Source organism: Rhodobacteraceae bacterium M382 (genome assembly GCA_025141015.1).
Taxonomy (GTDB): Bacteria; Pseudomonadota; Alphaproteobacteria; order Rhodobacterales; family Rhodobacteraceae; genus Aliisedimentitalea; species Aliisedimentitalea scapharcae.
Window position 1 is genome coordinate 1,450,564 of record CP081098.1, and the last position, 23,703, is coordinate 1,474,266.

The following is a 23,703-nucleotide window of genomic DNA, read 5'->3' on the forward strand; positions in this document are numbered from 1 at the left end:
GACAGCCATGAAACCAAGGTAGCAACCCAAAGCCATGCCGCAACCAAAACGTGACGGAGGGGGGGATTCCCACGCACGCAGCGTTCAGAATTGCATCGTGCATTCCGGAGCCGTTTCAGGCTGAAAACTGTTTCACAGAAGATCATTTGCACATTAGTCTGTGGCGAAGGAACAGGGGGCACCGACCGGTTCGGAACACAAAAGGGCTGTGGCATGGACTACAACGAATTGATCGACGAAGAGACCTGGGCCTATATCCGGCGCACCAATGCGGCCTATCCCGAAGACGCAGTTGAAACCAGCGTTGCGGATCAGCGCGCAGTCTACACTGCGCTGTGCCAGACCTTTCGCCAACCGCATCCGGATGGCGTCGAGACCGAAGATCGCAATGCCGACGGAGTTCCCGTGCGGGTTTACTGGGCTGGGAATCCGACACGCACGATCCTGTTCCTGCATGGGGGCGGGTTCGTCGTTGGCAATCTGGATACGCATGATGATGTCTGCGCGGAACTATGTGCACAAACCGGATATCGTGTCGTCGCAGTTGACTATCGGCTCTCCCCCGAATGGGCCCACCCCGCGGCCTTTGACGACTGTTGGTGCGCGACGCAATGGGCGGGGCGCATCTGGGGTGATCCGATGGTCTTGGTGGGGGACAGCGCCGGAGGGACGCTGGCGGCCAGTGTCGCCCATCACGCACGCGGGCGGCTGGGGCAGATTTTGGGGCAGGTGTTGATCTATCCGGCCCTGGGTGGGGACATGGCCCAGGGGTCCTATCTGAAACATGCCAATGCACCGCTGCTGTCGCGTGATGACATGGTCTATTACATGCAAGTGCGCCACAAAGGACCGGTTCCCGTCGATGATCCGACGTCCGAACCACTGCAAGACAGCGATTTCTCTGGCCTGCCACCTACGGTGATCTTTACGGCTGACTGCGACCCGTTGCGCGATGATGGGCGGGCGTATCGTGACCGTATTTCCGCAGCAGACGGACAGGTGGCCTGGATCAACGAGGTTGGTCTGGTACACGGGTATCTGCGCGCGCGGCACAGCGTGGCCCGTGCCCGTGACAGTTTCGAACGGATTTCAATCGCGATCGAGGCGTTGGGTCAGGAGATCTGGCCCTATGATGACTGATCCGTTTTGATCGGCCTTTTCCCTTGGAAAAGACCGAGGCCTCCGGCGGAGGTATTTCTACCAGAAAGAAGCAGGGGCGCGCCGCAGTTTGCCAACGGCGCGCGGTAGGTTATGTCAGAAAAGGCGTGCCTTTCATTGTCTCGGCAATAGGGGCCCCCATGCGATCAAGGATGGTTGGAGCAAGCTGGCGCTGGTCGATTACGTAATCTTCTGCCGGGCCCTGGGCATCGCCGAAGTAATAGAGTGCCGTGTCCTGTTGCAACGCACCGCGTCCGCCGTGGTGGCCGCGTTCGTCCTGGCCGTGGTCGGCGGTCACGATGACCTCATACCCCAGTTGGCGCCAGCGCGTGATGAAAGGGGCCAACATTTCATCCATAACAAAACAGGCGTGATCCATCTCCTGGCAGTCATGGAAATAGCGGTGTCCCATGCTGTCCAATGTGCAGGTGTGCAGGATGCCATAATCGAGCCCGAAACGCAGACACAGGTTGGTCAGAGTGCCAAACAGATCCACGTCCGACGGGGTCATCTGGTTGTCCTTGCCATAGCCGGTCATGGTGTGGAACCGGCCATGGTTGATGGTGAGGTTATCGGGTTCGTCAAATTCGATATCCCGGACATAGTCAAAGGGATGCCGGTTGAAGAATTGGGACCAGAAGCTGTGAGTCACGGCACCGGTGGTGCCGCCCGCTTCGCGGACCTGGGAGAATACGTCCTTGTGGCTCAGCTTGAACACATTTCCATTTCCGGTGCAGCCATGTTCGGCAGGGGCGACGCCGGTGTGGATCGAGGCATAGCAGCTGGCTGAAATGGACGGCAGTACCGCACGCAGTTTCCATACCCGTGCATCGCCGCTGTCCACCCAGCCTTCGAGATTGCCAAACAGGCGGCGGAAATTGCGATAGGGCACGCCGTCCAGGATAATCAGGAGAAGTTTCTTGTCCATTGTGCGCTCCTTTTGTGCTGCGCCGTTGGAAATTTGGTCGAGCCTAGAATGCCGAGAGGACCAGGCCCGTCTGTTCGCGTCCATGATGGTAAAATCCCGACGTCTTCCAAGAGAGAAAACGTCGGGATTTCAATTCTTCATACCGCTGTTACACTTGGCGTCAGTTGCCTGCGCTTTCCATTTTGCGGTGGGCGATGACCTCTTCGAGCCAACCCAGTTTCATCTCGGGAACCGAGCTGAGCAGAAGGTCGGTGTAATCGTCAAATGGTGGTGTCAGCACCTCGGTTTTACCGCCATAGCGCTGGACCTTGCCCTGGTACATCACCGCGATGTTATCCGAAATGGCCCGCACTGTGGCCAGATCGTGGGTGATGAACAAATAGGCGACGTCTTCGATCTTTTGCAGGTCCAACAGCAATTTCAGAATGCCGTCCGCCACCAGTGGGTCAAGCGCCGATGTCACCTCGTCACAGATGATCATCTTGGGCTTTGCCGCCAGCGAACGGGCGATACAGACGCGCTGTTTCTGGCCTCCGGACAGTTCCGCCGGGAAGCGGTCCATAAAGCCTTCGCCCAATTCGATCTCGTCCAGCAGTTCAACGATCCGTTTCTTTTTCTCGGCACCGCGCATGCCGAAATAGAATTCCAGCGGCCGTCCGATGATGGTGCCCACGGTCTGTCGCGGGTTCATCGCCACATCGGCCATCTGATAGATCATTTGCAGTTCACGCAGGTCCTCGCGGCTGCGCCCCGACAGAGCAGGAGACAGAGTGCGCCCGGCGAATTCGATGTCCCCGTCACGTGGGGGCAAAAGTCCGGTGATAACCCGCGCGAGCGTTGATTTTCCCGAACCGGATTCGCCCACGACGGCGAGGGTTTGACCCGGATAGAGATCAACATTCACATTGTGCAGAACGTCGAAATTGGTGCCTTTGTAGCGCGCTGTGATGTTGCGCACGCTCAGCACCGGATCCGGTGTTGGTGCCTTTTCTTCATGGTCGATCGAACGTACCGACACCAAAGCCTGCGTGTACTCTTCCTGCGGGGCATTGATGATCTGATTCACATCGCCATATTCCACGGTGTCGCCCAACCGCAGCACCATGATATCGTCGCTCACCTGTGCCACAACCGCCAGATCATGGGTGATATAGAGCGCAGCAACCCCGGTGTCCGCGATGGCTTCCTTGATCGCCTTGAGAACGTCGATCTGTGTGGTGACATCCAGCGCCGTGGTGGGTTCATCAAACACCACCAGATCCGGTTCCGGACACAGCGCCAATGCAGTCATGCACCGCTGCAGCTGACCACCTGACACCTGGTGCGGATAGCGTTCGCCAATATTGTCCGGGTCTGGCAGACCCAGTTTGGCAAACAGCGACCGGGCGCGGTCTTCAGCTTCGGACCTGGTGAATTTTTTGTGGTGAATTGCGGCCTCGGTCACCTGCTCCATGATCTTTTTTGCAGGATTGAACGATGCGGCCGCAGACTGGGACACATAGGTCACCTCGGATCCACGCAATTGGCGCAGACCCTTGATGCCACCGCGCAGGATGTCGCGGCCATTGACCCAGACTTCACCCCCAGTGAGCTCAACCCCACCGCGACCATAGCCCATTGCGGCCAGGCCGATGGTGGATTTGCCGGCCCCGGATTCCCCGATCAACCCCAGCACCTTGCCCTTTTCCAGATCAAAAGACACGCCATGAACGATCTCGATCTTTTTCGGGTTTTCACCCGGAGGATAGACGGTGGCACCGATCTTGAGGTTACGGACCTTGAGAAGTTTATCATCGCTCATCAGCCGCGTCCCCCTTTGAGGCTTGTGGTGCGGTTCAACACCCAGTCAGCCACCAGGTTGACCGAAATGGCCAGCGTGGCAATGGCAACGGCGGGCCACAGGGCGGCGCCAATACCATAGACGATGCCGTCCTTGTTTTCCTTCACGATGCCGCCCCAGTCAGCCAGCGGCGGTTGCACGCCCAGGCCCAGGAACGACAGTGTCGAGATGAACAGAACCATAAAGATGAACCGCAGTCCGAATTCGGCCACCAGTGGTGACAACGCATTGGGCAGGATTTCGCGGAACACGATCCAGCGATAACCTTCTCCGCGCAGCTTGGCGGCTTCGACATAGTCCATCACATTGATATCCACGGCGACCGATCGCGACAGGCGGAAGGGACGGGTGGAGTCCAGCAGACCCATGACGATGATCAGGACGGGGACTGTCACCGGCACAATGGCCAGAACAACCAGCGCCAGGATCAGCGAGGGGATCGACATGAACAGGTCAACAGTCCGGCTGAGAAGCTGGTCGGCCCATCCGCCCAGAACCGCTGCCAGCAGGCCCAACGAAGCCCCTGTAGCAAAGCTGAGGATCGTCGCGCAGGCGGCAATAAAGATGGTGGTTCGGCCACCATAGATCATGCGGGTCAGCAGATCACGACCGATGTTGTCCGTGCCCAGCAGGTGCTCGGCACTGGCGGGTTCCCAGACATCGCCGACAACTTCGGCCATGCCATAGGGGGCGATGAGGGGCGCAAAGATGGCCACAAAGAAATACAAGCCGGTAAAGAACAGCCCGATCATCGCCGAGAGAGGGAGATTTTTCATCATTTGGGATGCCTCAGTCTTGGGTTGGCAAGGATCGAAATGATGTCAGCCATCATGTTCAGTCCGATAAAGACCGCAGCAAATATGACGCCACAGGCCAGAACCACCGGTACATCGCGTTTGGTCACGGCATCCACCAGGAACTGTCCCATGCCGGGATAGACGAACACAACTTCGACCACCACAACACCCACAACCAGATAGGCCAGGTTCAGCATGACCACATTGACGATCGGAGAGATCGCGTTGGGGAATGCATGGCGGTAAATGACCATAAAGTTGGACAGCCCCTTGAGTTCGGCCGTTTCGATGTATGCAGATTGCATGAGGTTCAGGATCGCGGCCCGAGTCATCCGCATCATCTGCGCCAGGACGACCAGAGTCAGAACCAGAGCAGGCAAGGCAATGGCATACAGTTTTTCACCCAGCGACATGGTGTCATTCACCATGGCCAGTGATGAAAACCAGCCGAGTTTCACAGACACAAAGTAGACAAGCACATATCCGATCAGGAATTCGGGAACGGACACCGTCAGCAGGGTCACGGCCGAAATCAGCTTGTCGGGCCAACGGTTGCGGTAGCGCACCGCCAGCAGGCCCAGAAAGATTGCCAACGGAACAGAAAAGACAGCAGACCAGAAGGCAAGGAATAGCGTGTTACCCAGACGTTTCCCGACGCTTTCGGCAATGTCGAGTTTGTTCGTCATGGAGATACCCAGGTCGCCCTGGACGATGCCGGCCAGCCAATCGACATAGCGGGTCAGGGCCGGGCGGTTGAGGCCCATTTCTTCACGTAGGTTTGCAAGAGATTCAGCAGTTGCGGATTGGCCCAGGACGGCTTGCGCGGCGTCTCCGGGCAGGGCTTCGGTCAGGCCGAAAATCAAGGCCGAAGCGCCAACAAGAAGCAGGAGTCCCAGCGCTATGCGCTGGGAAACCAGTTTAATGACAGGATGCATTATGCGGGGTCCCTATCAGGCGAACCACATTTTGCGTGTGACCTGACCGTTCATCAGTTCACCGTTCGGATCGACTTCCCAGCCGGACAGCTTGGCGCTGACACCGTCAACAAAGTCATTGAACATGGGACAGATCAGGCCGCCGTTGTCGCGCAGCATCATACCCATCTTGGAATAGGTTTCCTTGCGCTTGGCATTGTCCAATTCGGCACGTGCCGAGAACAGCAGGTCGTCGAAGTCCTTGACCTTGAACCGGGTGTCGTTCCAGTCGGCAGTCGACAGATACGCGGTCGCGTACATCTGATCCTGAACCGGACGGCCACCCCAATACGAGGCGCAGAACGGCTGAGCATTCCAGACTTCGGACCAGTAGCCATCGTTGGGCTCACGCTTGATCTCCAGCGGGATCCCAGCCTGGTTGGCGGTCTGCTGGAACAACTGGGCCGCATCCACGGCACCGGGGAAGGCACCATCGGCTGTGCGCAGGATGATCGGAGACCCATCATGACCGGACGCTTTGTAATGCTCAGCTGCTTTGGCCAGATCGAACTGACGCTGCGGGATGTTTTCATCAAACAGCGGATAGGCCGCGTTGATTGGCATGTCGTTCCCGACAGAGCCATAGCCACGCAGGATCTTTTCCACCATTTCGTCGCGGTTGATTGCGTGCTTCAGTGCCAGTCGCAGTTCATTGTGGTCAAACGGCGCGGTGTCGACGTGCATGATGAACACATAGTGACCGCGGCCCGGAGTCGATTCAACCGACAGACCCGGCGCACGTGCCATCAGGCCGGCCACTTTGGGTTCGATCCGGTTGATCAGGTGAACCTGACCGGATTGCAGAGCTGCGGTTCGTGCAGTTGCGTCATTGATTGCCAGGATCTCGACAGAGTCGAAATGTGCGTCATCACCCCAGTAGTTGGCGAACTTCTTGTACATGTGACGTACGCCGGGTTCGTTGACTTCCGTGGCGTAGGGGCCGGTGCCGATGCCCGCACCGGGGTTGTCCATGCCACCATCGGGCTGAACGATCAGGTGATAATCCGCCATCAGATAAGGAAGGTCGGCATTGGGTGTTTTCAGCGTGACCGAGAAGGTGTCGCCATCGGCTTTCATCGATTCGATCCCTTTCATGATGCCCAGGGCACCTGATTTGGAATCTTCGTTCGAATGACGTTCCATGGTCTTCAGGACATCTTCGGATGTCATGGTCTTGCCGTTGTGGAATTCCACGCCCTGACGCAGCTTGAAGTGCCAGGTTTTGGCGTCCGCTGAGGCTTCGACGCTGGTGGCCAGGCGCGGTTCGATTGTGCCGTCGGGGGCCACTTCGACCAGAGTGTCACCAAACTGGCGCCCGTTGTGATAGGGAACCTGGCTGGCATAGGTTGCCGGGTCCAGCGAGTTTGTGGATTCACCACCGACCGACCCGATTTTCAGATCACCGCCTTGTTTGGGGCTCGATGCGCGTGCCGCATCGGCAAACAGGGTGCTGGCCATCGCGGCGCTGACGCCCAGTGCGGCGGCTTTGCCCATGAATTCGCGGCGGGTCATTTTGCCTGCCGTCACACGACCGGCCATGAATTCCATTTGATTGTTCATTGATGTCTCCCAGTTGATTATCTGCGCTCGGCGCATTTTTCTTGATTGGCGAGTCAAGATTTGCGCATTTCTTGCGACCGGGCAAGTGTTAAAAGCGACCTTCCCGAGTCGCGCCAATCACATTTGGTCGCGTGGGACGCTCTCGGTAAAGTCGCGTTCCCGCACAAGTGCGTCGTTTTCATAAGCTTCAAGGCGGGCTCGGAGGTGAAAATGTGTCAAATCCGACAACATTTCACAGCTCATTTCGGTGCGAAATTTTGTTTCGCCGCGCTCTAATTCATCTGTCCAATGGCATTTGCCACGGGCTGATAGTGGATCGTCGGGGTGAATCGTCCAGGCTTCTCGGGCGATGGACCCATTGATCAGCCCATGATCGCTGTCTTCGACCTTGCCAAAGTCATCTTCGATGATCAGAGAGATTTCTCCAGTGGCCAAATCGGTCTCGATCCGGCGTGTATTGGCGGCTTCGCGCAGGGTTTTGACTTGCCATTCCGGTGCGGCCACGGGATCTGCGAATTTCCATTCGTCGGCGGCACCAGTGGCACGGGTCGGCAGCGTCAGTTGGCCCTGAAACAGGGTGAGTTCTGCTGTTTCCGGCGACGGCCAGATCAGAGGCCAATAGGCCGAAGACACCGCCAGGCGCAGCTGGTGCCCGGCGGGAACCTGATAGGCGATATGATCCAGATCCAGCGTCACCTCATATCGGGTTTCCGGCTCCATCGGTTCAGGATTGGCATGGCTGTCTCGATGGCTGAGGTTGAGCACGCCATAGGTGATCCGGGTCGAAGCCCCATCCGGGTGCACATGGTTCAACCGAACTGCGATTTGCGCCTGAGGTCGGTCTGCGCTCAGCGTCAGTTTGATGCGCGGAGCCCCCACGATATCCAGCGGCGCCTTCAATGGTGCACCGTCGAAACAGGCCGAAAATGCGTCATCCGGGCGCTGGTCGCCCGGCAGTTCCGGGCCCAGCCAGATGGCGCAGTATTCACCGGATTGCAGGCCGCAGTGATGCGGAGACTTGACCTTGGTGGTGATCGGGCCTGCCTGCTGGGCCAATCCGTCCTTGCTCAGATGCAGGACCTGCGCCGGTAGATGCGAAGTCGCGCCATCGGTCTCGGTGATCCAGCGGCCTGGTCGATCCAGATACCAGGTTGCCGGGCGCACGCCGTCCATCACATAGGCGCGGTAATCCGGGTCTTGGTCGACACCGGTGTCCACGCCCTTCAGCCAGTGGTCCCACCAACGCAACGCCTCCTGCAAGAAACCGATGCGGGGTTCCGGCACTGCAAAATGCGGGTATTTGTGAACCCAGGGACCAATGATCCCCTTGACCGGGGCAGTCAGGTTTTCGACCAACGCAGGAACTGTGTTCTTGTAGGCGTCGCCCCACCCCCCGATGGCCAGGGTGGCGGCCTTGATCGCGCTATAGTCTTCGCAAACTGACCCATGTTGCCAATAGGCGTCGCGGCGTTGATGTTTCAGCCAGGTTGCGGGCAGAAACGGTTCATTGTCGAGCCGGTCCAGCCAGAGTTCACGCCAATCGTCGGTGCGCAGGGACGGGTCGGGCGCGCGGGACGAATAGGACCACATGGTCGCCCCCCAACCCAGGTTTTCGTTCAGCAGACAGCCGCCTTTGTAGTGAATGTCATCGGCATAGCGATCCGTGGTGGAGCAGAGAGTGATAATGGCCTTGAGCGGATCGGGTTGCAGGGCGGCGACCTGCAACGCGTTGAACCCGCCCCAACTGATCCCCATCATGCCCACCGTGCCACTGCACCAGGGTTGTTCGGCCAGCCAGTTGATGACTTCGACGGCATCGTCCAGTTCCTGCTGGGTATACTCATCTTCCATCACGCCGTGGCTGTCGCCATTGCCACGCATATCGACGCGGATGCAGGCATACCCATGTTCCGCCAGATAAGGATGGGTCAACGCATCACGCGCCGTGGTTCCGTCGCGTTTGCGATAGGGCAGGTATTCCAGAATTGCCGGGACCGGATCGGTTGCGGCATCCACCGGTCGCCAGACCCGGGCCGACAGCCGGCAACCGTCGCTGAGGGTGATCGCCATATCGGGCAGTTCTTCGATGTCGCGGAGGGGGGGAGTGTTTGGTATCATGGCGCGACTGTCGGTCTGGCACCCCACATATGTCAAGCCGCCGTGAGGTCGTTTTCAGACCATCTGACGCGGAATGCGCTGTCACCGGTCATCGGTGTCCATCCAAATCGTCACCGGCCCGTCATTGAGGAGGCGCACCTGCATGTCGCCACCAAATTTGCCTCGTGCGACAGCTACGCCCTGAGCCGCCAGTTGATCAGCAAAATACGTATACAACTTCTCGCCCTCGGCTGGCGGAGCAGCCGTCGAAAATCCCGGACGGTTTCCGCGTCTGGTATCCGCCGCGAGCGTGAACTGGCTGACCACCAGAGCGCTTGCGCCGATATCGCGGACAGACAGATTCATCTTGTCCGCGTCATCCTTGAATATCCGCAGCTTGGCGATTTTGGCGGCCAGGTGATCGGCCTGTTCGGTGCTGTCGCCCTGCACGGCGCAGATCAACACCAACAGGCCGGGGCCGATTTCACCAATGCGATTGCCCTCGACGGTCACAGAGGCTTCGCTGACTCTTTGGATCAAAGCGCGCATGGGTTGGGTCCTGTTGAAATGGATAAGAGAGAGTTCAGGAGCGCCAGTCGACAAATTCGTCCAGCGCCGCCCGGTCGGTGCGAAACCCGTTCGCGGGATGGTCTGTATCCGCGTAACCAAATGAGATCGCGCACAGAATCGTGCGGTCTGTGGGGATATCCAGAATGTCGTGCAACACCGGTGCATGTGACGCAACAGCCGCCTGAGGGATCGAAGCCAGCCCCGCCGCTGTGGCTGCGAGCGTAAACGCCGCCACATACCCCCCACAATCCATCGCTCCATACGAGCCCAGTTCGACCGGGCTGGACAGGATCGCGACATGGGGCGCGCCAAAAAAGTTGAAATTCTCCATCATTTGTTGGGCCGATGCCGCGCGGTCGCCTTTGGGAACGCCGACGGCCTCATACAGTGCCCAACCACAAGCCCGCCGCCGGTCCTGGTATTCGTTCTGGTAGCGCGTAGGAAAAGCCAGATCCGGTTTATGATGGCCGGCCTGTGCCCGGTCTACGAGCACGCTGCGCAATTGGTCGGTCTGGGAGCCGCTGACAATCGTGACCTTCCAAGGCTGGGCATTGCACCACGAGGGTACTTTCTGTGCCGCCTGCAACAGCTGTTCAATGGTGGCGCGGGGCACCGGTGCAGGGCGAAAAGCACGACAGGAATGGCGGGTGGACAAAAGGCTGTCCAGATCGGTCAGGTTACAGGTCATGCAGGCTCGTCTTTGGTTAATGCGTTCGGACAGACAGTGCCGGGGCACCGCCAAGGTTGCAAGGGGCGGATTTTGCGCCTGATCAAGGCGTGAAGGACGCGAAAATGCTATCCTTCCAAAGTAACGAAAGGAGGATATGAAATGGTAGAAAAAACCGAACCCGGTGGCTTTTGGCCATCGCTATATGATCCGCTTCGCGCCTTTGGGACACGGGTGTCCGAATGGTTGAACCCGGCGACAGAAGCGTCTGGCAATGCACAGGCCTATGACATTTCGATCGAATTGCCAGGAGTGTCCGAGCAGGACATTGAACTGACGTTTGACAAAGGGGCGTTGACCATTCGGGGCGAAAAGAAAACTCAGACAGAGAAAACCGGGGATACTTGGTATTTCAGCGAGCGCCAGTATGGTGCTTTTCGTCGCACCTTCCGCTTGCCCGAAGACGCAGATGGCCCCAGCGCCCATGCACGGATGCAAGAGGGGGTCCTACACGTGAAGATCCCTAGAAAAGCGCCGGAACAGGAAGACAAGGCCCAACGGATCGAGATTACCCGCGGCTGATCAGGACGGGTGGCCGTTGCGAGCGTGCGCAAGCGCACGCTCGCAACGGCGGCGGCAAAATTCTTAAATAAGAACTTTGACCGGAAAGCCCTGCTTTCCGGCACGCGCCCTAACGGGCCTATTGGTTCTGGGCCATGATGTAGCCGATAGCTCCCGCTATCACAGCCCCCACCACAACGGCCATTGCGATTTTCCAACCGGACCAGGGGCGTTCGCCCTGGACCTGCCCGGATTGGCCATTGACCACGAACCGATATGTCTTGCCACGGTATTTGTACGCCGCCAGCCAGACCGGCAACAGGATATGTTTGAATGTCACTTCGGACAGATCGGTATCGATCATCGAGATCTGTTGGCGATCCCCACCTATGTCGAACCTTACATCGCGTTCAATAACCCGGTCCATCTTGATCCGCGCCTCGCCCATGCCGTCTTTGAGTTCAACTCCATAGGCTTCGGCCCGAAACCCCGCCAGGAACTGTGGTTGGTAAGGCTCCAGAGCCGACAAATCCCACGGTTCCAACGCATCGGTATAGCGTTTGGGCAGACTGCGGGACGCCAGCACCAACACATCGTCAAAGAACCGGCCAACCCTGCCTGATACCGGGGTCCACCGAACCTTGGCCACCTGTCTTTGCTGTTGCTTGCCATCCACGACCACGGTCTCGGTCACATAATAGACCGTGCCCCGTTGTCCCGAATACCGGGATTGTGTCTGCGCATCAAAGGTCCAATAGGGCACATAGATACCCTGCATCTTGCGTCCCTTGCGGGCGTATTCCTTGAGGCCGCCAGGGGCAAACCACAACCGACCCAGCCAATCGGTCATTGCCTTGCGGGCCTCACGCTCGCTGTAGGCAAACGGCAAGACACCCTTGGGTTTGATATGGCGGTTGGGGCCGGTGTCGGTCACCACCGGCGTGGCACAGAACGGGCATTCGGCCGCGTGGGTCCGGGGATCGAACTCAACCTGAGCCGCACAATTCGGACAGCTCGAAACGCGGGTTTCCTCGATCTCCACATCAGGCAAACGTCGGGCCAACGCTTCTTCGAAATCCAGCTCGCGAAGGGGGGCTCCACGCCAGGGTCCACCGGCGATCTGTTCACTGTGCCCACAATGATCACAGGTCAACTGGCCCTTGCCGGGTTCGAACCGGTAATCCGCCCCACATTGATCACATGGAAACCGGTGTGTGTCCGATGGGGTGCCTGGCGCAGCGCCCTGCGGGTGGCTGGGAGGAGGGGGGGGCGTTGCGCTCATGGCAAAAGGACCTTTGTCATCAGAGATATTTATGCAGGGCTTTGGGCACCATTATGCGCAGCGCGTTGTCCCTGACCAGAAAATGCCGCCAGAGATGGAAAACGATATGTGCCACGATCAGAACCAACAGGGCGTCAAAGGCAATCTCATGGATGTCTTCGGCCAGCTTGTGCAACCCGCGGGGCGCGATCCCGGGGTTGATCTGGACGACACCAAACGCCCTGATGGCGAATGGCGCAGCAAGCCCGGCCAACGCGCCTGTCAGAACCACGACAGGCAGACCGATCTGAAGCGCCCTGTGGCTTAGCTGGTGCACCGGGCGCGCCCACCCTGGCAGTTTTGGACCTGGCCGCCCGGCCAGCCCCTTGCGCCAATATACGAACAGCCAGGTGGCCGTCACGATTGCCAGCAACACCCCCATTCCAGCGTGCGTTGACAGGGCCAACCCGGGGTCACTGCGGTTGTCTTCGGGCTCGATCAAAAGAAAATACATGAGCAACAGGGCGCTAAGCCAGTGCAACCATTTTAGCAATGTTCGGTGGGTGATCATCGTTACGGGGTCCAAGGGGGATCATGTTGTTGGTGACAAAAGGATCGGCAGTTCAACGCCAGGTCATCTTTGAAGGTTATTTCCGACATTCGACGTCATGCGACAGGAGGAGCTGCAGAGCAAAATTCAAACGTCGAACGGGTCATCCGACCTCGCAGTGCTGATCGCAAAGGGACACAATCAGCAGCCGCTCGGTCGGTGGCCCGCAATTACCCAGCCGCGGGAGGGGGCGGCGGAGGAGGGGGCGGCAGGATGGTAAAGAGCTGTGCCAGCTCAGCGACATCTTCTGCCCGCTTCCAGCCGTCCTGACCGGCCGTCCACACCAGACTGTCCCGGGTCATTGCTCCATCTGCCGCCATGCGCCCCAGCCTGGCCTTGGAAAAGGGGCCATGTGTCTGACCGTTTTCGGCAATGTGCCACACATGTTCGACCGGTGGGGGGGGAGGGGCCACAGGCGCTGTGGCCTGTGCAGCAGCGGGCGCGCGCGCGCCCCACGGGCCCGACGGTTGACCCGCTGCCATGTGTCCCTGCATTTGCTGGGCCATCGCCATACCCATGCCCATGCCCATACCTGCGCCCATACCGCTATTGGGGGTCTGGGCAGCGGCGGTCATGGCTTCAGCGGCTGAGAATTGGGTATAGCGCCCCAGATCGCCGACAATGCCCATCTGTGTTCGTTTGTCCATTGCGGCTTCAACCGCAGGTGGCAATGAGATGTTTTCGATATAAAGTTCGGGGATGGCCAGCCCGTATTCGGCGACTGTCCCGGAAATCTCTGCGGCGATCAGTTTGCCCAGATCGGCGGTATTGGCGGCCATGTCCAGGACGGGGATCCCTGATCCGGCGATCACCCGGCTGAACTCCTGCACAATGATATTGCGGATCTGAAAGCTGATCTCATCCATGGTGAATTCGCCGTCGGTGCCGACGATCTCGGTCAGGAACCGCGCCGGATCGCTCACCCGGATCGAATACGTGCCAAAGGCGCGCAACCGCACCGGGCCGAATTCCGGATCCCGCGCCATGATCGGGTTTTTGGTGCCCCATTTCAGGTCGTTGAACCGGGTGGTGTTGACGAAATAGATTTCGGATTTGAAGGGGCTTTTGAACCCGTGATCCCAATGCTGCAGCGTTGTCATTACTGGCATGTTGTTGGTCTCTAGCATGTAGAGCCCAGGCGTGAACACATCTGCGAGCTGTCCTTCGTGCACAAACACTGCGGATTGACCTTCGCGCACGGTCAGCTTGGCACCGTATTTGATTTCGTGGCCTTCGCGTTCGAACCGCCACACCATGGTGTCACGGGTGTCGTCTGTCCAATGGATGACGTCGATGAATTCTCCGGTCAGAAAGTCGAAAATACCCATATTGGTTCCTCTCACTTGCGGCGGGCAGCCCTTACAGCGGCGCGCCCAGAATTTCGCGGGAAATGACGCGCACGACCGGGCGGGCCTCGTCGGCAGTCATGCCCGGTTTCAGCCTTGGATCATACAGGATCTGCAGCAGTTTTTCATCGTGGCTGGTCAACAATGCGAATTCATCGTCGTCGTTGAAAATTGACGGACGCAGGGTCGGACTGTCGTTGGGCAGGCCCAGCCCTTGGGCAATCTCTTCGTGGATGCAGCTGAGCCGGAACAGATCCGGGTGTTCGGCCCGGATCAAAGCGACCGCCCGCGCATAGGTGTGCGGATTGTTTCGGTCCGCCACGGCGACAACAAAACAATAAAAGGATCGCGGCAAATTCTGGAACAGAGCCAGCTCTTCTATGGAAATGCCCGGCACCAATTGGCGCAACCGATCCTGGATCTGGGCGCTGTCATCCGTGCCTGCAATAAAGACGTGAAAATTGGGACGGGAGCCGCTGGTGGTGATCGGGTGTTTGGTCACCTGCGCCAGCCGATTGGTATAGGCGTCGATGGTCGCGGTATCCTGTGCCCGCATCTCTGGCGGCACCGAGGCACCGAATTCCACTCCGATGCGCACCGGGGCGCTCCACCGGCTGAGCGCTCCGGCATTGGTGTTGGGCCGGGCCCCAAGCGCTGTTCCGCGGGCGTATTCGTCATAAAACGCAACGGTTTCAAAGTGCTGAACCAGGTCATCGGCGTCATAGGGGGTGTCCGGCCCCCCGCCGTCCCTGCGCAACAATCCACGGGTCAACAGGTCACTTTGCAGAGCAGAATAGTAGCGAGCCAACTCCTGGCTTTGCGCCGAGACGGGTTTGGGTTGCGCCAGTTCGGGTGGACGGCTCGGTGGTGTCAGGGATGTGCGCAACGCGTCGTCACAGCCAGGCAACGCCAGAGCCATGAGCGCTGCTGGGATTGCAGCCAGAGAGCGACGCCACATGCCCGTCATATCAGTGCGGCACCGCCGTGCCAGCCGTGTCGCCAGTGCCGTCACGACGCGCCTTGGCAGCGGAGAGCGTGTCGCGCAGGTCGGCTTCCATCTTCTTCAGATCCTCTTCGGCTGCGGCGCGTTTGGCCTTGCCCTCATCCGCGATCTGAAGGCTTTCCTGAATGGTGCCGATCAGGTCGGCATTGGCTTGTTTCACCGCTTCGATGTCGAACACACCGCGTTCCATCTCCTGGCGGATCATCTTGTTGCTGTCGCGCAGGTTGGCCGCATTCGAAGTCAGCAGTTCATTGGTCAGATCATTGGCGTCACGCACGGCGGCAGCAGCTTCGGCGCTGCGTTGAATGGTCACGGCCTGTGCCAGCTGAGTTTCCCAGAGAGGCACGGTGTTGACCAGCGTAGAGTTGATCTTGGTCACCAGCGACTTGTCATTTTCCTGTACCAACCGGATCGAAGGCAGCGACTGCATGGTCACCTGTCGGGTCAGTTTTAGGTCATGAACCCGGCGCTCCAGATCATCGCGCGCGGCGCGCAGATCGCGCAGTTCCTGCGCCTTCATCACCTGATCATTTTCCGGGGCGGCCTGCACCTCGGCTTCCTTGGCAGGAATCGCGGTGGCGTCCAGTTCCTTGACCTTCGCTTCACCGGCGGCGATGTACAGCGCCAGTTCGTCATAGAAATTCAGGGTTTTTTCATACAGAAGGTCGAGCGACTTGATGTCCTTGAGCAGGGTGTGCTCGTGGCCCAAAAGACTGTCGGTGATTTTGTCGATCTGCCCCTGGATTGTTTCGAACCGTGCGGTGAACTGTGCAAAAGGGGCTGCCTTGCCCAGCAGTTTTTCCCACCAGCTCTGCTTGCGCCGCACATCCAGTTCGCTGACTGAAAAACCGCGAATGGTGGTAACGATACTGCGCAAGCTGTCGCCGGCAGGGCCCACGTCCTTGTTGCGCACATCCGTCAGCATCGCCTGGCTGATCTGTTGAAGTTCCGCTTGGGCGGCGGAGCCGAACGAGATGATCGAATTGGTGTCTTCCATGTCCAGTTCGTCCATGCGGGACCGGATCGCGTCGCTGGTCGGGGCGTCGGCCTGTTCCAGGGGGGCGATCTCGGCTTTGGGTTCGGGCAGAACTACGGCGGTGACTTCGTCGACCAGACCAATGGTCTGGGCCGCTTTTTGTTGGATCGTCTCGGACATGTACTCGTTCCTTTCTTGTCTCGGATTACCCGAAAGAAGCAATTTATCGGCGGTTCAATTGAATTCCTTCGCGCTGCAACCGGTCGCGCAGCACGTCGATTTCAATGGTCAGGTCGCTGCGATCTTCGAGCAGCATCTTGCGATTTCGAGCGGCAAAATTCTGTTCCAGATCATCCAACAGCGTTTCATAATCCGTGCGCGCCTGCGCGTCGCCAGACCGGACATAGATGTCGGCGAATTTGACTGTCGCGTCGCGGGCCCCCATCAAATAGACGGTCAGGTATTTGCGCGCCGCCGTCAGATCACGGGGGTCCTCTTCGACGGTGCGAAACAAATCGCGGGCAACGGTCTGGAATTGCTCGACCCGTGTCTCCAGCCTTCGGTCCCCGGCACGTCGGATCGCGTCGGACATGGCACCAAGATAGGTTTCGGCTTCGTCCACGGCACGGGCCACGCGGTTTTGCTGGAATTGGTCAATGCCCTCGACGCCCTTGTCGCTCAGCGGGTCCAGGCCAAAGGCGGTGAGGTGCAGAGCCACTGCGGCCCCGCCATAGATCAATGGCGCAACCAAGGTCGGATCCGATTTGTAGGCGGCCAAGGCTGTCCCCACTCCGGTCAGCACCGAAGAGAAGATCTTGCGCGGGATTGCGGGGCGTTTGGCAACCCGGCGGGCGTTGAATGCCACCTCGGCGCGCAGTCCTTCGCGCAGCAACCATGCGCCCAGCACCCATGCTCCGGCAGCGCCCAGCCCAATCGCAAGCCCGGTGGCACCATCATTCAAGGACGTGAAAACCAGCGGGATCGCCGGAATGAACATCAGATTGGCGCGCACTCCGACAGGATCGACCTGTGCCCCGGCATATCCGGTGCGGGAGATGTCCTGATCCGGCTCTGAGTGCGAGTCGTCGGGGCTGTATTGCCCGCCATAGCGTTTGGCCATGGGTTACCCTCCCATGATCCAGCCGGTGGAGACGCCAAACATCAACACCAGAAGCGCAGCAAATGCGATGCGCTGGATTGCCTTGCCGGACATGGCTGCTCCCTGATTTCCTTCACTATACCTGAATTTAGGCGAAGGTTCGCCGTCATACTAGGGGGAACAGAGCCGCATTTGGATCAGCGGCGCGGGTTCTTGCCGGTGGGGCGTGGGGAACCGGATGGGCGGCCTTTGCCGGATCCGGGTCTGTTGCTGCCCGGTTTGCCTGCTGAGCCACGTGTCCCGGCCGGGCCATCGGTCGATTTGCGCCGTGCCTTGCCGGTGGGCGCCATACCAGTGGCCGCCTCGCGTGCTGCGCCTTTGGCGGCCTTGGCCGCACCTTTTGCACCGCCTTTTGGGCGCGGGGATGACGCAGTTTCGGGTTGTGGGCGTCCGGGCTTGCCAGCCAGGGACGGGCGTCGTCGCGTCGGGCGTTTGGACGTGGGGGCGACCTCTTCGGGAATTTCCAGCCCCAACTGATCGCGGATCAATTTGCGGCGCAGCTCTTCGACGTCGCCGGGTTTCAGATCGCCCAACTGGAAGGGGCCATAGGAAATCCGCAGCAGACGGTTTACCGAAAATCCGATGTCTTCCATGGCCCGGCGGATTTCGCGGTTTTTGCCTTCGCGCAGCCCGATTGTTACCCAGGCGTTGGCCCCTTGTTGACGATCCAGCGAAACGGTCATGGGTTGAAACCGTTCGCCGTCCACCACCAACCCTTGGCGCAGAGGGGCAAAGTCCTGATCCTGTGGGCGACCATTGATCCGCACACGATACCTGCGCAACCATCCGGTCGATGGCAGCTCCAGCTGTCGTTTGACGCCGCCGTCATTGGTCAACAGCAACAACCCCTCGGAATTGAGGTCCAGCCGTCCAACGGTCATCACCCGGGGCAATGTGTCGGGCAATTCGTCAAAGATGGTCGTACGTCCCTTTTCGTCGCTGTTGGTGGTCACCAGCCCCGATGGTTTGTAATAAAGCCACAGCCGCGGTGGCTCCGGTACCTTCATTGGCGCGCCATCCACGGTGATCTTGTCCTGATCTGTGACGTTCAGGGCGGGGCTGTCGATCTTCTTGCCGTTGACGGCGATCCGCCCGGCTTCGATCATCCGTTCCGCTTCGCGCCGGGAGGCGACACCGGCGCGGGCCAGCACTTTGGCGATCCGGTCGCCATTCTGAGAGGGAGTCTGGGTCATGAAGCGCTCCTACAGGGTTTCGCGGGCTTGCGAAAGCACCCATTCCTGGGGCAGTGAGGGATATGGCATTCACATCATACATGGAATTGGCACTGAACGAAGCGCGCGCTGCCGCGGACCGCGGCGAAGTGCCGGTGGGCGCGGTGCTGATTGATCCGCAGGGTCAGGTCGCAGCCCAAGCCGGCAATCGCACGCGGGAGCGGAACGATCCGACGGCGCACGCCGAAATCCTGGTGATCCGCGACGCCTGTGCCCGGCTGGGGACAGAACGGCTCATCGGATTTGATCTCTATGTGACGCTGGAGCCCTGCGCCATGTGCGCCGCGGCCATAGCCGCAGCACGTATTGGCAGGGTCTATTTTGGGGCCTCGGACCCCAAATCCGGTGGTGTGCTGCATGGAGCCCGTGTGTTTGACCATCCTCAGGCGCATCATGTTCCCGAGATCTACGACGGGATCGGAGAAGCAAGCGCAGCCGATCTGCTCAAAACTTTCTTTGCGGCCCGCCGGCATCCCTGACCAGCCTGCAACGACCTGCGCCCGCCGCGCGCCGCGCGCGCGGCGCGGCCCAACGGAAGGACCTGCCCCGCAGGGGCGGGGACGACGGGCGGGAGCGCATCGGCGCCGTTCTGGCGCGCGTGGCGCATCGGTGCGCTGGCAGCCGGGTCTGGAGACTACAGTTCGATCGCCGTCATGACGTCGGGCTCGATCACATCTACGCCCGGGAGTCCCTGTTTCAGAACGTCTGCCGATTGCTCCAGAATGGGGAACGTCTTGTAGTGGCAGGGGATCACGGTCTTGAAGTCGAAATACCGCCTGGCCGCATAGGCGGTTCCGGCCATATCCATGGTGAAATGTCCTCCGGCCGACAGGATGCCGATGTCAGGTTTGTAATAATCCCCCATCCACTCCATATCGGCCATGATGTCCGTGTCACCGGATACGTAGACGGTTTTGCCTTCAGCCCGGATCATGAACCCAACCTCGGTGCCCCCCGTGCGAAGCCCTTCAGGCGTGTTGAAGGTCGAACTGTGCGAGGCAGGCACCATGGACACCTTGACCCCATTCAGATCCACAGTACCGCCCTTGTTGAAACCGATGGTGTCGATGCCTTCGGATTCGCTCCAATGTCCCATCAGGTCGTATTGACCCACCACGGGGACGGCCAGCGTCTTGGCCAAATCCAGGACATCGACCACATGGTCGAAATGTGTATGGGTCAACAAGATATGCGTAGCGCCGGATACGGCGGCCTCATGCTGGTCTTCGCCCAGCACCGGATTGCCGGTCAACCAGGGGTCTATCAACAGAACCTGCCCTTCGGTTTCCAAGCGAAAACTGCCGTGGCCCAACCAGATGATTTTCATGAATCGCCTCCGTAGATTGTAAATTTGCTTTCGGTTCGAAGATGTCGCAGCGCCCCAAGACCCTTTAATCCAGCGGGGTTGACCTCCCGAGATGCTGCCGCAAGGCTCCCTCTGTTTCAAGCATCCGATTGAAACACTGGCGAACTCCGTTGCGTATCCCGGTCCCGGGTATAGACGATAGCTGTCAGGTCGCATGTGACGGTTTCAGGCGCTTGGACTCCACCTGAACCCTTGCGACCGGACGTCCAGAGGGGTAAATGCCTGCCTGACGCAGATGAGGGTTCCCATGTCGATTGACCAAAGCACAGCCGCCAAGGTGGCCAAACTGGCCCGGATCCGGGTCGAGGAAGACGCATTGCCGGCGCTTGCGTCGGAATTCAACAATATCCTCGGCTTTATTGAACAGCTGAACGAAGTGGATGTCGAAGGTGTCGAGCCGATGACTTCTGTCACTCCGCAACAGCTGAAACGCCGCCAGGATGTGGTCAGTGATGGCAATCAGCAGGACAAGGTCCTGTCCAATGCGCCCGACGCGCGCGAAGGTTTCTTTGCAGTTCCCAAGGTGGTTGAATAATGACTGAGCTGAACAAATTGGGCCTGGCCGAAGCCCGCGACCTGCTGCGCAAGGGTGAAACCACCAGCGTCGAGCTGACACAATCCTGCCTGACCGCGATCGACGCCGCAGATGCGCTGAATGCGTTTGTGCACAAGACACCGGAAATCGCTCTGGACCGGGCCAAGGCCGCGGACGCGCGTCTGGCGCAGGGCGATGCGCCCGCCATGTGTGGTCTGCCGATTGGCATCAAGGACCTGTTCTGCACCAAAGGCGTCGCCTCTCAGGCCGCCTCTGGAATTCTCGAGGGCTTCAGGCCGGAATATGAATCCACTGTTTCGCAGCAGCTGCAGGATGCAGGTGCCGTGATGCTGGGCAAGCTGAACATGGACGAATTCGCCATGGGGTCGTCCAATGAAACCTCTGTCTATGGCAATGCTGTCAGCCCCTGGCGGCGTGACAATGATGACGCCCAACTGACCCCGGGCGGCTCCTCCGGAGGCTCGGCGTCTGCTGTGGCTGCCGATCTGTGTCTGGCCGCTACAGGGACAGACACCGGCGGGTCGATTCGCCAGCCTGCGGCGTTCACCGGCATCACCGGCATCAAACCAACCTACGGGCGGTGCTCGCGCTGGGGGATTGTCGCCTTTGCCTCGTCTCTGGATCAGGCCGGCCCGATGACCAAGAACGTGCGCGACGCGGCCATCATGCTCGAAGCGATGTGCGGCTACGACGCCAAGGATTCAACCAGCGCCGACCTGGCGGTGCCAAATTTCGAAGCGATGCTGACCGGCGACATCAAGGGCAAGAAAATTGGCATTCCGCGCGAATACCGCATGGATGGCATGCCCGCCGAAATCGAAAAATTGTGGGCAGATGGTGCCGCGATGCTGAAAGCTGCCGGTGCCGAGATCGTTGATATTTCGTTGCCGCACACCAAATACGCGTTGCCTGCCTACTATGTGATTGCCCCTGCCGAAGCGTCGTCGAACCTCGCGCGCTATGATGGGGTCCGTTACGGTCACCGCGCCACGCTCGAGGCCGGGGACGGTATCACAGAGATGTACGAAAAGACCCGCGCCGAAGGGTTCGGGGACGAAGTGCAGCGTCGGGTGATGATCGGCACCTATGTTTTGTCGGCCGGTTTCTATGACGCCTATTACAACCGCGCCCGCCGCGTCCGCACCTTGATCAAAAAGGACTTCGAAGATGTGTTTGCCGCAGGTGTCGATGCGATCCTGACCCCGGCAACGCCGTCGGCTGCCTTTGGTCTGGGGGAAATGACCGATGCGGATCCGGTGCAGATGTATCTAAACGATGTCTTTACCGTGACCGTGAACCTGGCGGGCCTGCCCGGTGTCTCCGTGCCTGCAGGGCTGGACACACAGGGTCTGCCGCTGGGCCTGCAGCTGATCGGCAAACCCTGGGAAGAGGGCGATCTGCTGAACACCGCCTATGCGTTGGAAACCGCGGCAGGATTTGTGGCCAAACCGGGTCAATGGTGGTAAGACGGGCGTCAAGCAAAAGCAAAAACCGGCAGGAAAGCAGCCATGCGTGTTATTTTTTCCGTCCTTGCCTTGGGCGTTCTGGCGGCATGTACCCCGGCAATTCCCGATAGCGGGGCCGGGTCGGGGTTCGATAGCTTCGGATCTAACGAACCCTCTACGCCTGAGGCTGGAGAGACCATCAATGGCGACCTTTTGGTGCCCCCGGCGGTCGTATCCTCCGAAGTGCCGATTGCACCGCCGCCTCAATCATCGACAACTGCACTGGCACCGGTCGCAACCGTTGCCAGCAGCATTCCGGCAAGCGACCAACCGGCGCCTGCGGTCATCCCATTGTCGGGCACTGACAACGCAGATGATATTGCGCGTGAAACGGCGGCCGCTTTGCAGGCCGCCAACGCCAATTCCGGTGTTGCGCCGCTACAGGCCAGCCCGTCTAACCCTGCACCTCAGATTGTGTCCAATGCGGGAATTTCGGACGAAAACGACTTTGCCGCCGTGTCCAGCCGTCAGACCATTCAAAGCGATGCAGACCGCATCGCCCAGAACCGCTCTCAGTACACGATTGTGCAACCGACCGCATTGCCCAGCCGGACCAACACCGGACAGCCCAACATTGTAAAATATGCGCTGGCGACATCGAATCCCAAAGGCACACGGGTCTATACCCGTGCGGGCATCAACATGGCGGCGCGCAACCACCGCAACTGCGCAGGTTATGCATCGCCAGATCAGGCGCAGATGGACTTTCTGGCCAAAGGCGGCCCACAGCGGGATCGCATGGCATTGGACCCGGATGGAGACGGCTACGCCTGTTCCTGGGATCCAGCACCGTTCAGAACCGTCGCCACCAATTGATCATGCCTGCTGGCACCGTGGATACAGCAGACGCAATCTGGCATCCGTCACCGAATTTCGGGCCGCGCCGCGACGGGTTGCGGCCCGTTTTTGTTGTGATCCACTATACAGCCATGAGCGACGCGCAGGCGGCGCTTGACCGTCTGTGTGACCCGACGGCCGAAGTCTCCGCGCATTACCTGATCGGGGGCGATGGGACGCTGTGGCAGATGGTACGCGAACAGGATCGGGCCTGGCATGCCGGGGCGGGGGAGTGGTGCGGGCTGGACGATATCAACTCTCGCTCGATCGGGATCGAGTTGGACAATCGCGCAGACCATCCGTTCTCTCACCCCCAGATGGTGCAGCTCGAATCAGTGTTGGCGCAAATCCTGAACCGCTGGCAGATCCCGCCGCAGGGTGTGATTGGTCATTCAGACATGGCACCAGGGCGCAAGCAGGACCCTGGACCGCGCTTTGATTGGGCGCGTCTCGCCCGTCAGGGGCGCGCAGCACCCGGCCTGCCGCCCGTCATGGCCCCTGATCTCTCCCCTGATCTCTCCCCGGACCCAACCCCGGATCAGTTCCGCGCCGCCGCTCGGCAGGTCGGGTTCACCGCCCCTGTGGATGACGACACGCTGCTTGGGGCCGTGCGCCTGCGGTACCGCCCTTGGGCCCGTGGCCGCCTGTGCGCGGCAGATATGTCCGTGCTGACCTGATCCGGCTTCATCTGGCCCAAAAT

Annotated in this window: 23 protein-coding genes; 7 read left to right on the forward strand and 16 right to left on the reverse strand. The window is 59.6% G+C overall.

Going from position 1 to position 23,703, the window contains the following annotated elements:
* Positions 1 to 213 precede the first annotated feature (213 nt).
* Positions 214 to 1,140 (forward strand): alpha/beta hydrolase, encoded by a 927-nt coding sequence (locus tag K3727_06635; GenBank protein ID UWQ92459.1) that lies wholly within the window; start codon positions 214 to 216, stop codon positions 1,138 to 1,140.
* Positions 1,141 to 1,249: 109 nt separating this feature from the next.
* Here the strand turns inward: K3727_06635 and K3727_06640 are convergent, their stop codons facing one another.
* The 8 genes from K3727_06640 to K3727_06675 form a co-directional block, all read right to left on the reverse strand.
* Complete coding sequence (locus tag K3727_06640) at positions 1,250 to 2,086, reverse strand: alkaline phosphatase family protein (GenBank protein UWQ92460.1); 837 nt, start codon at positions 2,084 to 2,086, stop codon at positions 1,250 to 1,252.
* Positions 2,087 to 2,246: 160 nt separating this feature from the next.
* Positions 2,247 to 3,887 carry an ABC transporter ATP-binding protein gene (locus K3727_06645; protein UWQ92461.1) on the reverse strand — a complete coding sequence of 547 codons (1,641 nt, stop codon included), beginning with the start codon at positions 3,885 to 3,887 and terminating at the stop codon, positions 2,247 to 2,249.
* On the reverse strand, positions 3,887 to 4,702 hold the full coding sequence (locus tag K3727_06650; protein ID UWQ93296.1) for an ABC transporter permease: 816 nt from the start codon (positions 4,700 to 4,702) through the stop codon (positions 3,887 to 3,889). Before K3727_06650 ends, K3727_06645 begins: the two co-directional genes overlap by 1 nt.
* Entirely contained in the window at positions 4,702 to 5,658 is a 957-nt protein-coding gene (locus K3727_06655; GenBank protein ID UWQ92462.1) for an ABC transporter permease, read from the reverse strand. Before K3727_06655 ends, K3727_06650 begins: the two co-directional genes overlap by 1 nt.
* Positions 5,659 to 5,673: 15 nt before the next feature.
* Positions 5,674 to 7,257, reverse strand: a complete 1,584-nt coding sequence (locus tag K3727_06660) for an ABC transporter substrate-binding protein (protein UWQ92463.1) — start codon at positions 7,255 to 7,257, stop codon at positions 5,674 to 5,676.
* Between the two features lie 117 nt (positions 7,258 to 7,374).
* Entirely contained in the window at positions 7,375 to 9,327 is a 1,953-nt protein-coding gene (locus tag K3727_06665; GenBank protein ID UWQ93297.1) for a CocE/NonD family hydrolase, read from the reverse strand.
* 129 nt (positions 9,328 to 9,456) lie between these two features.
* Complete coding sequence (dtd, locus tag K3727_06670) at positions 9,457 to 9,903, reverse strand: D-tyrosyl-tRNA(Tyr) deacylase (protein UWQ92464.1); 447 nt, start codon at positions 9,901 to 9,903, stop codon at positions 9,457 to 9,459.
* A gap of 34 nt (positions 9,904 to 9,937) precedes the next feature.
* On the reverse strand, positions 9,938 to 10,612 hold the full coding sequence (locus K3727_06675; protein ID UWQ92465.1) for a nitroreductase: 675 nt from the start codon (positions 10,610 to 10,612) through the stop codon (positions 9,938 to 9,940).
* 141 nt (positions 10,613 to 10,753) lie between these two features.
* Between K3727_06675 and K3727_06680 the strand changes: the two genes are divergently transcribed.
* The gene (locus K3727_06680) at positions 10,754 to 11,173 is read left to right on the forward strand and encodes an Hsp20/alpha crystallin family protein (GenBank protein UWQ92466.1); all 420 of its coding nucleotides are present in this window, start codon (positions 10,754 to 10,756) and stop codon (positions 11,171 to 11,173) included.
* Positions 11,174 to 11,291: 118 nt separating this feature from the next.
* Here the strand turns inward: K3727_06680 and K3727_06685 are convergent, their stop codons facing one another.
* From K3727_06685 to K3727_06715, 7 genes are all read right to left on the reverse strand, one after another.
* Positions 11,292 to 12,434: a TFIIB-type zinc finger domain-containing protein gene (locus K3727_06685; protein ID UWQ92467.1), complete on the reverse strand. Its 1,143-nt coding sequence runs from the start codon at positions 12,432 to 12,434 to the stop codon at positions 11,292 to 11,294.
* Between the two features lie 19 nt (positions 12,435 to 12,453).
* The gene (locus K3727_06690) at positions 12,454 to 12,981 is read right to left on the reverse strand and encodes a cytochrome b/b6 domain-containing protein (GenBank protein UWQ93298.1); all 528 of its coding nucleotides are present in this window, start codon (positions 12,979 to 12,981) and stop codon (positions 12,454 to 12,456) included.
* Between the two features lie 212 nt (positions 12,982 to 13,193).
* Entirely contained in the window at positions 13,194 to 14,351 is a 1,158-nt protein-coding gene (locus tag K3727_06695) for an SPFH domain-containing protein (GenBank protein UWQ92468.1), read from the reverse strand.
* Between the two features lie 31 nt (positions 14,352 to 14,382).
* A complete protein-coding gene (locus tag K3727_06700) occupies positions 14,383 to 15,327 on the reverse strand; it encodes a DUF2927 domain-containing protein (protein ID UWQ92469.1) in 945 nt (314 codons plus the stop codon).
* A gap of 10 nt (positions 15,328 to 15,337) precedes the next feature.
* Positions 15,338 to 16,528, reverse strand: coding sequence for a toxic anion resistance protein (locus tag K3727_06705; protein ID UWQ92470.1), 1,191 nt, complete (start codon positions 16,526 to 16,528; stop codon positions 15,338 to 15,340).
* 43 nt (positions 16,529 to 16,571) lie between these two features.
* Positions 16,572 to 17,468 (reverse strand): 5-bromo-4-chloroindolyl phosphate hydrolysis family protein, encoded by an 897-nt coding sequence (locus K3727_06710; GenBank protein ID UWQ92471.1) that lies wholly within the window; start codon positions 17,466 to 17,468, stop codon positions 16,572 to 16,574.
* Positions 17,469 to 17,644: 176 nt separating this feature from the next.
* Positions 17,645 to 18,700 carry an rRNA pseudouridine synthase gene (locus K3727_06715; protein UWQ92472.1) on the reverse strand — a complete coding sequence of 352 codons (1,056 nt, stop codon included), beginning with the start codon at positions 18,698 to 18,700 and terminating at the stop codon, positions 17,645 to 17,647.
* 62 nt (positions 18,701 to 18,762) lie between these two features.
* On the opposite strand from K3727_06715, the gene K3727_06720 reads away from it, so the two are divergent.
* Complete coding sequence (locus tag K3727_06720) at positions 18,763 to 19,218, forward strand: nucleoside deaminase (protein UWQ92473.1); 456 nt, start codon at positions 18,763 to 18,765, stop codon at positions 19,216 to 19,218.
* Between the two features lie 155 nt (positions 19,219 to 19,373).
* Here the strand turns inward: K3727_06720 and K3727_06725 are convergent, their stop codons facing one another.
* Positions 19,374 to 20,066 (reverse strand): metal-dependent hydrolase, encoded by a 693-nt coding sequence (locus K3727_06725; GenBank protein ID UWQ92474.1) that lies wholly within the window; start codon positions 20,064 to 20,066, stop codon positions 19,374 to 19,376.
* 286 nt (positions 20,067 to 20,352) lie between these two features.
* Here K3727_06725 and gatC point away from each other — a divergent pair, with 286 nt between their 5' ends.
* Genes gatC through K3727_06745 form a run of 4 tightly spaced genes read left to right on the forward strand, consistent with a single transcriptional unit; the run spans position 20,353 to position 23,680 of the window.
* Positions 20,353 to 20,640, forward strand: coding sequence for an Asp-tRNA(Asn)/Glu-tRNA(Gln) amidotransferase subunit GatC (gene gatC, locus K3727_06730; GenBank protein UWQ92475.1), 288 nt, complete (start codon positions 20,353 to 20,355; stop codon positions 20,638 to 20,640).
* The gene (gatA, locus tag K3727_06735) at positions 20,640 to 22,127 is read left to right on the forward strand and encodes an Asp-tRNA(Asn)/Glu-tRNA(Gln) amidotransferase subunit GatA (GenBank protein UWQ92476.1); all 1,488 of its coding nucleotides are present in this window, start codon (positions 20,640 to 20,642) and stop codon (positions 22,125 to 22,127) included. The genes gatC and gatA overlap by 1 nt, the downstream gene beginning before the upstream one ends.
* Before the next feature lie 42 nt (positions 22,128 to 22,169).
* A complete protein-coding gene (locus tag K3727_06740) occupies positions 22,170 to 22,982 on the forward strand; it encodes a hypothetical protein (GenBank protein UWQ92477.1) in 813 nt (270 codons plus the stop codon).
* Between the two features lie 2 nt (positions 22,983 to 22,984).
* The gene (locus tag K3727_06745; protein ID UWQ92478.1) at positions 22,985 to 23,680 is read left to right on the forward strand and encodes an N-acetylmuramoyl-L-alanine amidase; all 696 of its coding nucleotides are present in this window, start codon (positions 22,985 to 22,987) and stop codon (positions 23,678 to 23,680) included.
* Positions 23,681 to 23,703: the final 23 nt, after the last annotated feature.

Excerpts from the sequence above, each read along its gene's own strand:
- K3727_06700 (UWQ92469.1), bottom strand. The coding sequence starts at position 15,327 with ATGTGGCGTCGCTCTCTGGCTGCAATCCCAGCAGCGCTCATGGCTCTG.
- K3727_06640 (UWQ92460.1), bottom strand. The coding sequence starts at position 2,086 with ATGGACAAGAAACTTCTCCTGATTATCCTGGACGGCGTGCCCTATCGC.
- K3727_06725 (UWQ92474.1), bottom strand. The coding sequence starts at position 20,066 with ATGAAAATCATCTGGTTGGGCCACGGCAGTTTTCGCTTGGAAACCGAA.
- K3727_06740 (UWQ92477.1), top strand. The coding sequence starts at position 22,170 with ATGCGTGTTATTTTTTCCGTCCTTGCCTTGGGCGTTCTGGCGGCATGT.
- K3727_06720 (UWQ92473.1), top strand. The coding sequence starts at position 18,763 with ATGGCATTCACATCATACATGGAATTGGCACTGAACGAAGCGCGCGCT.
- K3727_06650 (UWQ93296.1), bottom strand. The coding sequence starts at position 4,702 with ATGAAAAATCTCCCTCTCTCGGCGATGATCGGGCTGTTCTTTACCGGC.
- K3727_06675 (UWQ92465.1), bottom strand. The coding sequence starts at position 10,612 with ATGACCTGTAACCTGACCGATCTGGACAGCCTTTTGTCCACCCGCCAT.
- K3727_06685 (UWQ92467.1), bottom strand. The coding sequence starts at position 12,434 with ATGAGCGCAACGCCCCCCCCTCCTCCCAGCCACCCGCAGGGCGCTGCG.
- gatC (UWQ92475.1), top strand. The coding sequence starts at position 20,353 with ATGTCGATTGACCAAAGCACAGCCGCCAAGGTGGCCAAACTGGCCCGG.
- K3727_06695 (UWQ92468.1), bottom strand. The coding sequence starts at position 14,351 with ATGGGTATTTTCGACTTTCTGACCGGAGAATTCATCGACGTCATCCAT.
- K3727_06715 (UWQ92472.1), bottom strand. The coding sequence starts at position 18,700 with ATGACCCAGACTCCCTCTCAGAATGGCGACCGGATCGCCAAAGTGCTG.
- K3727_06680 (UWQ92466.1), top strand. The coding sequence starts at position 10,754 with ATGGTAGAAAAAACCGAACCCGGTGGCTTTTGGCCATCGCTATATGAT.
- K3727_06635 (UWQ92459.1), top strand. The coding sequence starts at position 214 with ATGGACTACAACGAATTGATCGACGAAGAGACCTGGGCCTATATCCGG.
- K3727_06645 (UWQ92461.1), bottom strand. The coding sequence starts at position 3,887 with ATGAGCGATGATAAACTTCTCAAGGTCCGTAACCTCAAGATCGGTGCC.
- gatA (UWQ92476.1), top strand. The coding sequence starts at position 20,640 with ATGACTGAGCTGAACAAATTGGGCCTGGCCGAAGCCCGCGACCTGCTG.
- dtd (UWQ92464.1), bottom strand. The coding sequence starts at position 9,903 with ATGCGCGCTTTGATCCAAAGAGTCAGCGAAGCCTCTGTGACCGTCGAG.
- K3727_06665 (UWQ93297.1), bottom strand. The coding sequence starts at position 9,327 with ATGGCGATCACCCTCAGCGACGGTTGCCGGCTGTCGGCCCGGGTCTGG.
- K3727_06745 (UWQ92478.1), top strand. The coding sequence starts at position 22,985 with ATGCCTGCTGGCACCGTGGATACAGCAGACGCAATCTGGCATCCGTCA.
- K3727_06705 (UWQ92470.1), bottom strand. The coding sequence starts at position 16,528 with ATGTCCGAGACGATCCAACAAAAAGCGGCCCAGACCATTGGTCTGGTC.
- K3727_06655 (UWQ92462.1), bottom strand. The coding sequence starts at position 5,658 with ATGCATCCTGTCATTAAACTGGTTTCCCAGCGCATAGCGCTGGGACTC.
- K3727_06710 (UWQ92471.1), bottom strand. The coding sequence starts at position 17,468 with ATGGCCAAACGCTATGGCGGGCAATACAGCCCCGACGACTCGCACTCA.
- K3727_06660 (UWQ92463.1), bottom strand. The coding sequence starts at position 7,257 with ATGAACAATCAAATGGAATTCATGGCCGGTCGTGTGACGGCAGGCAAA.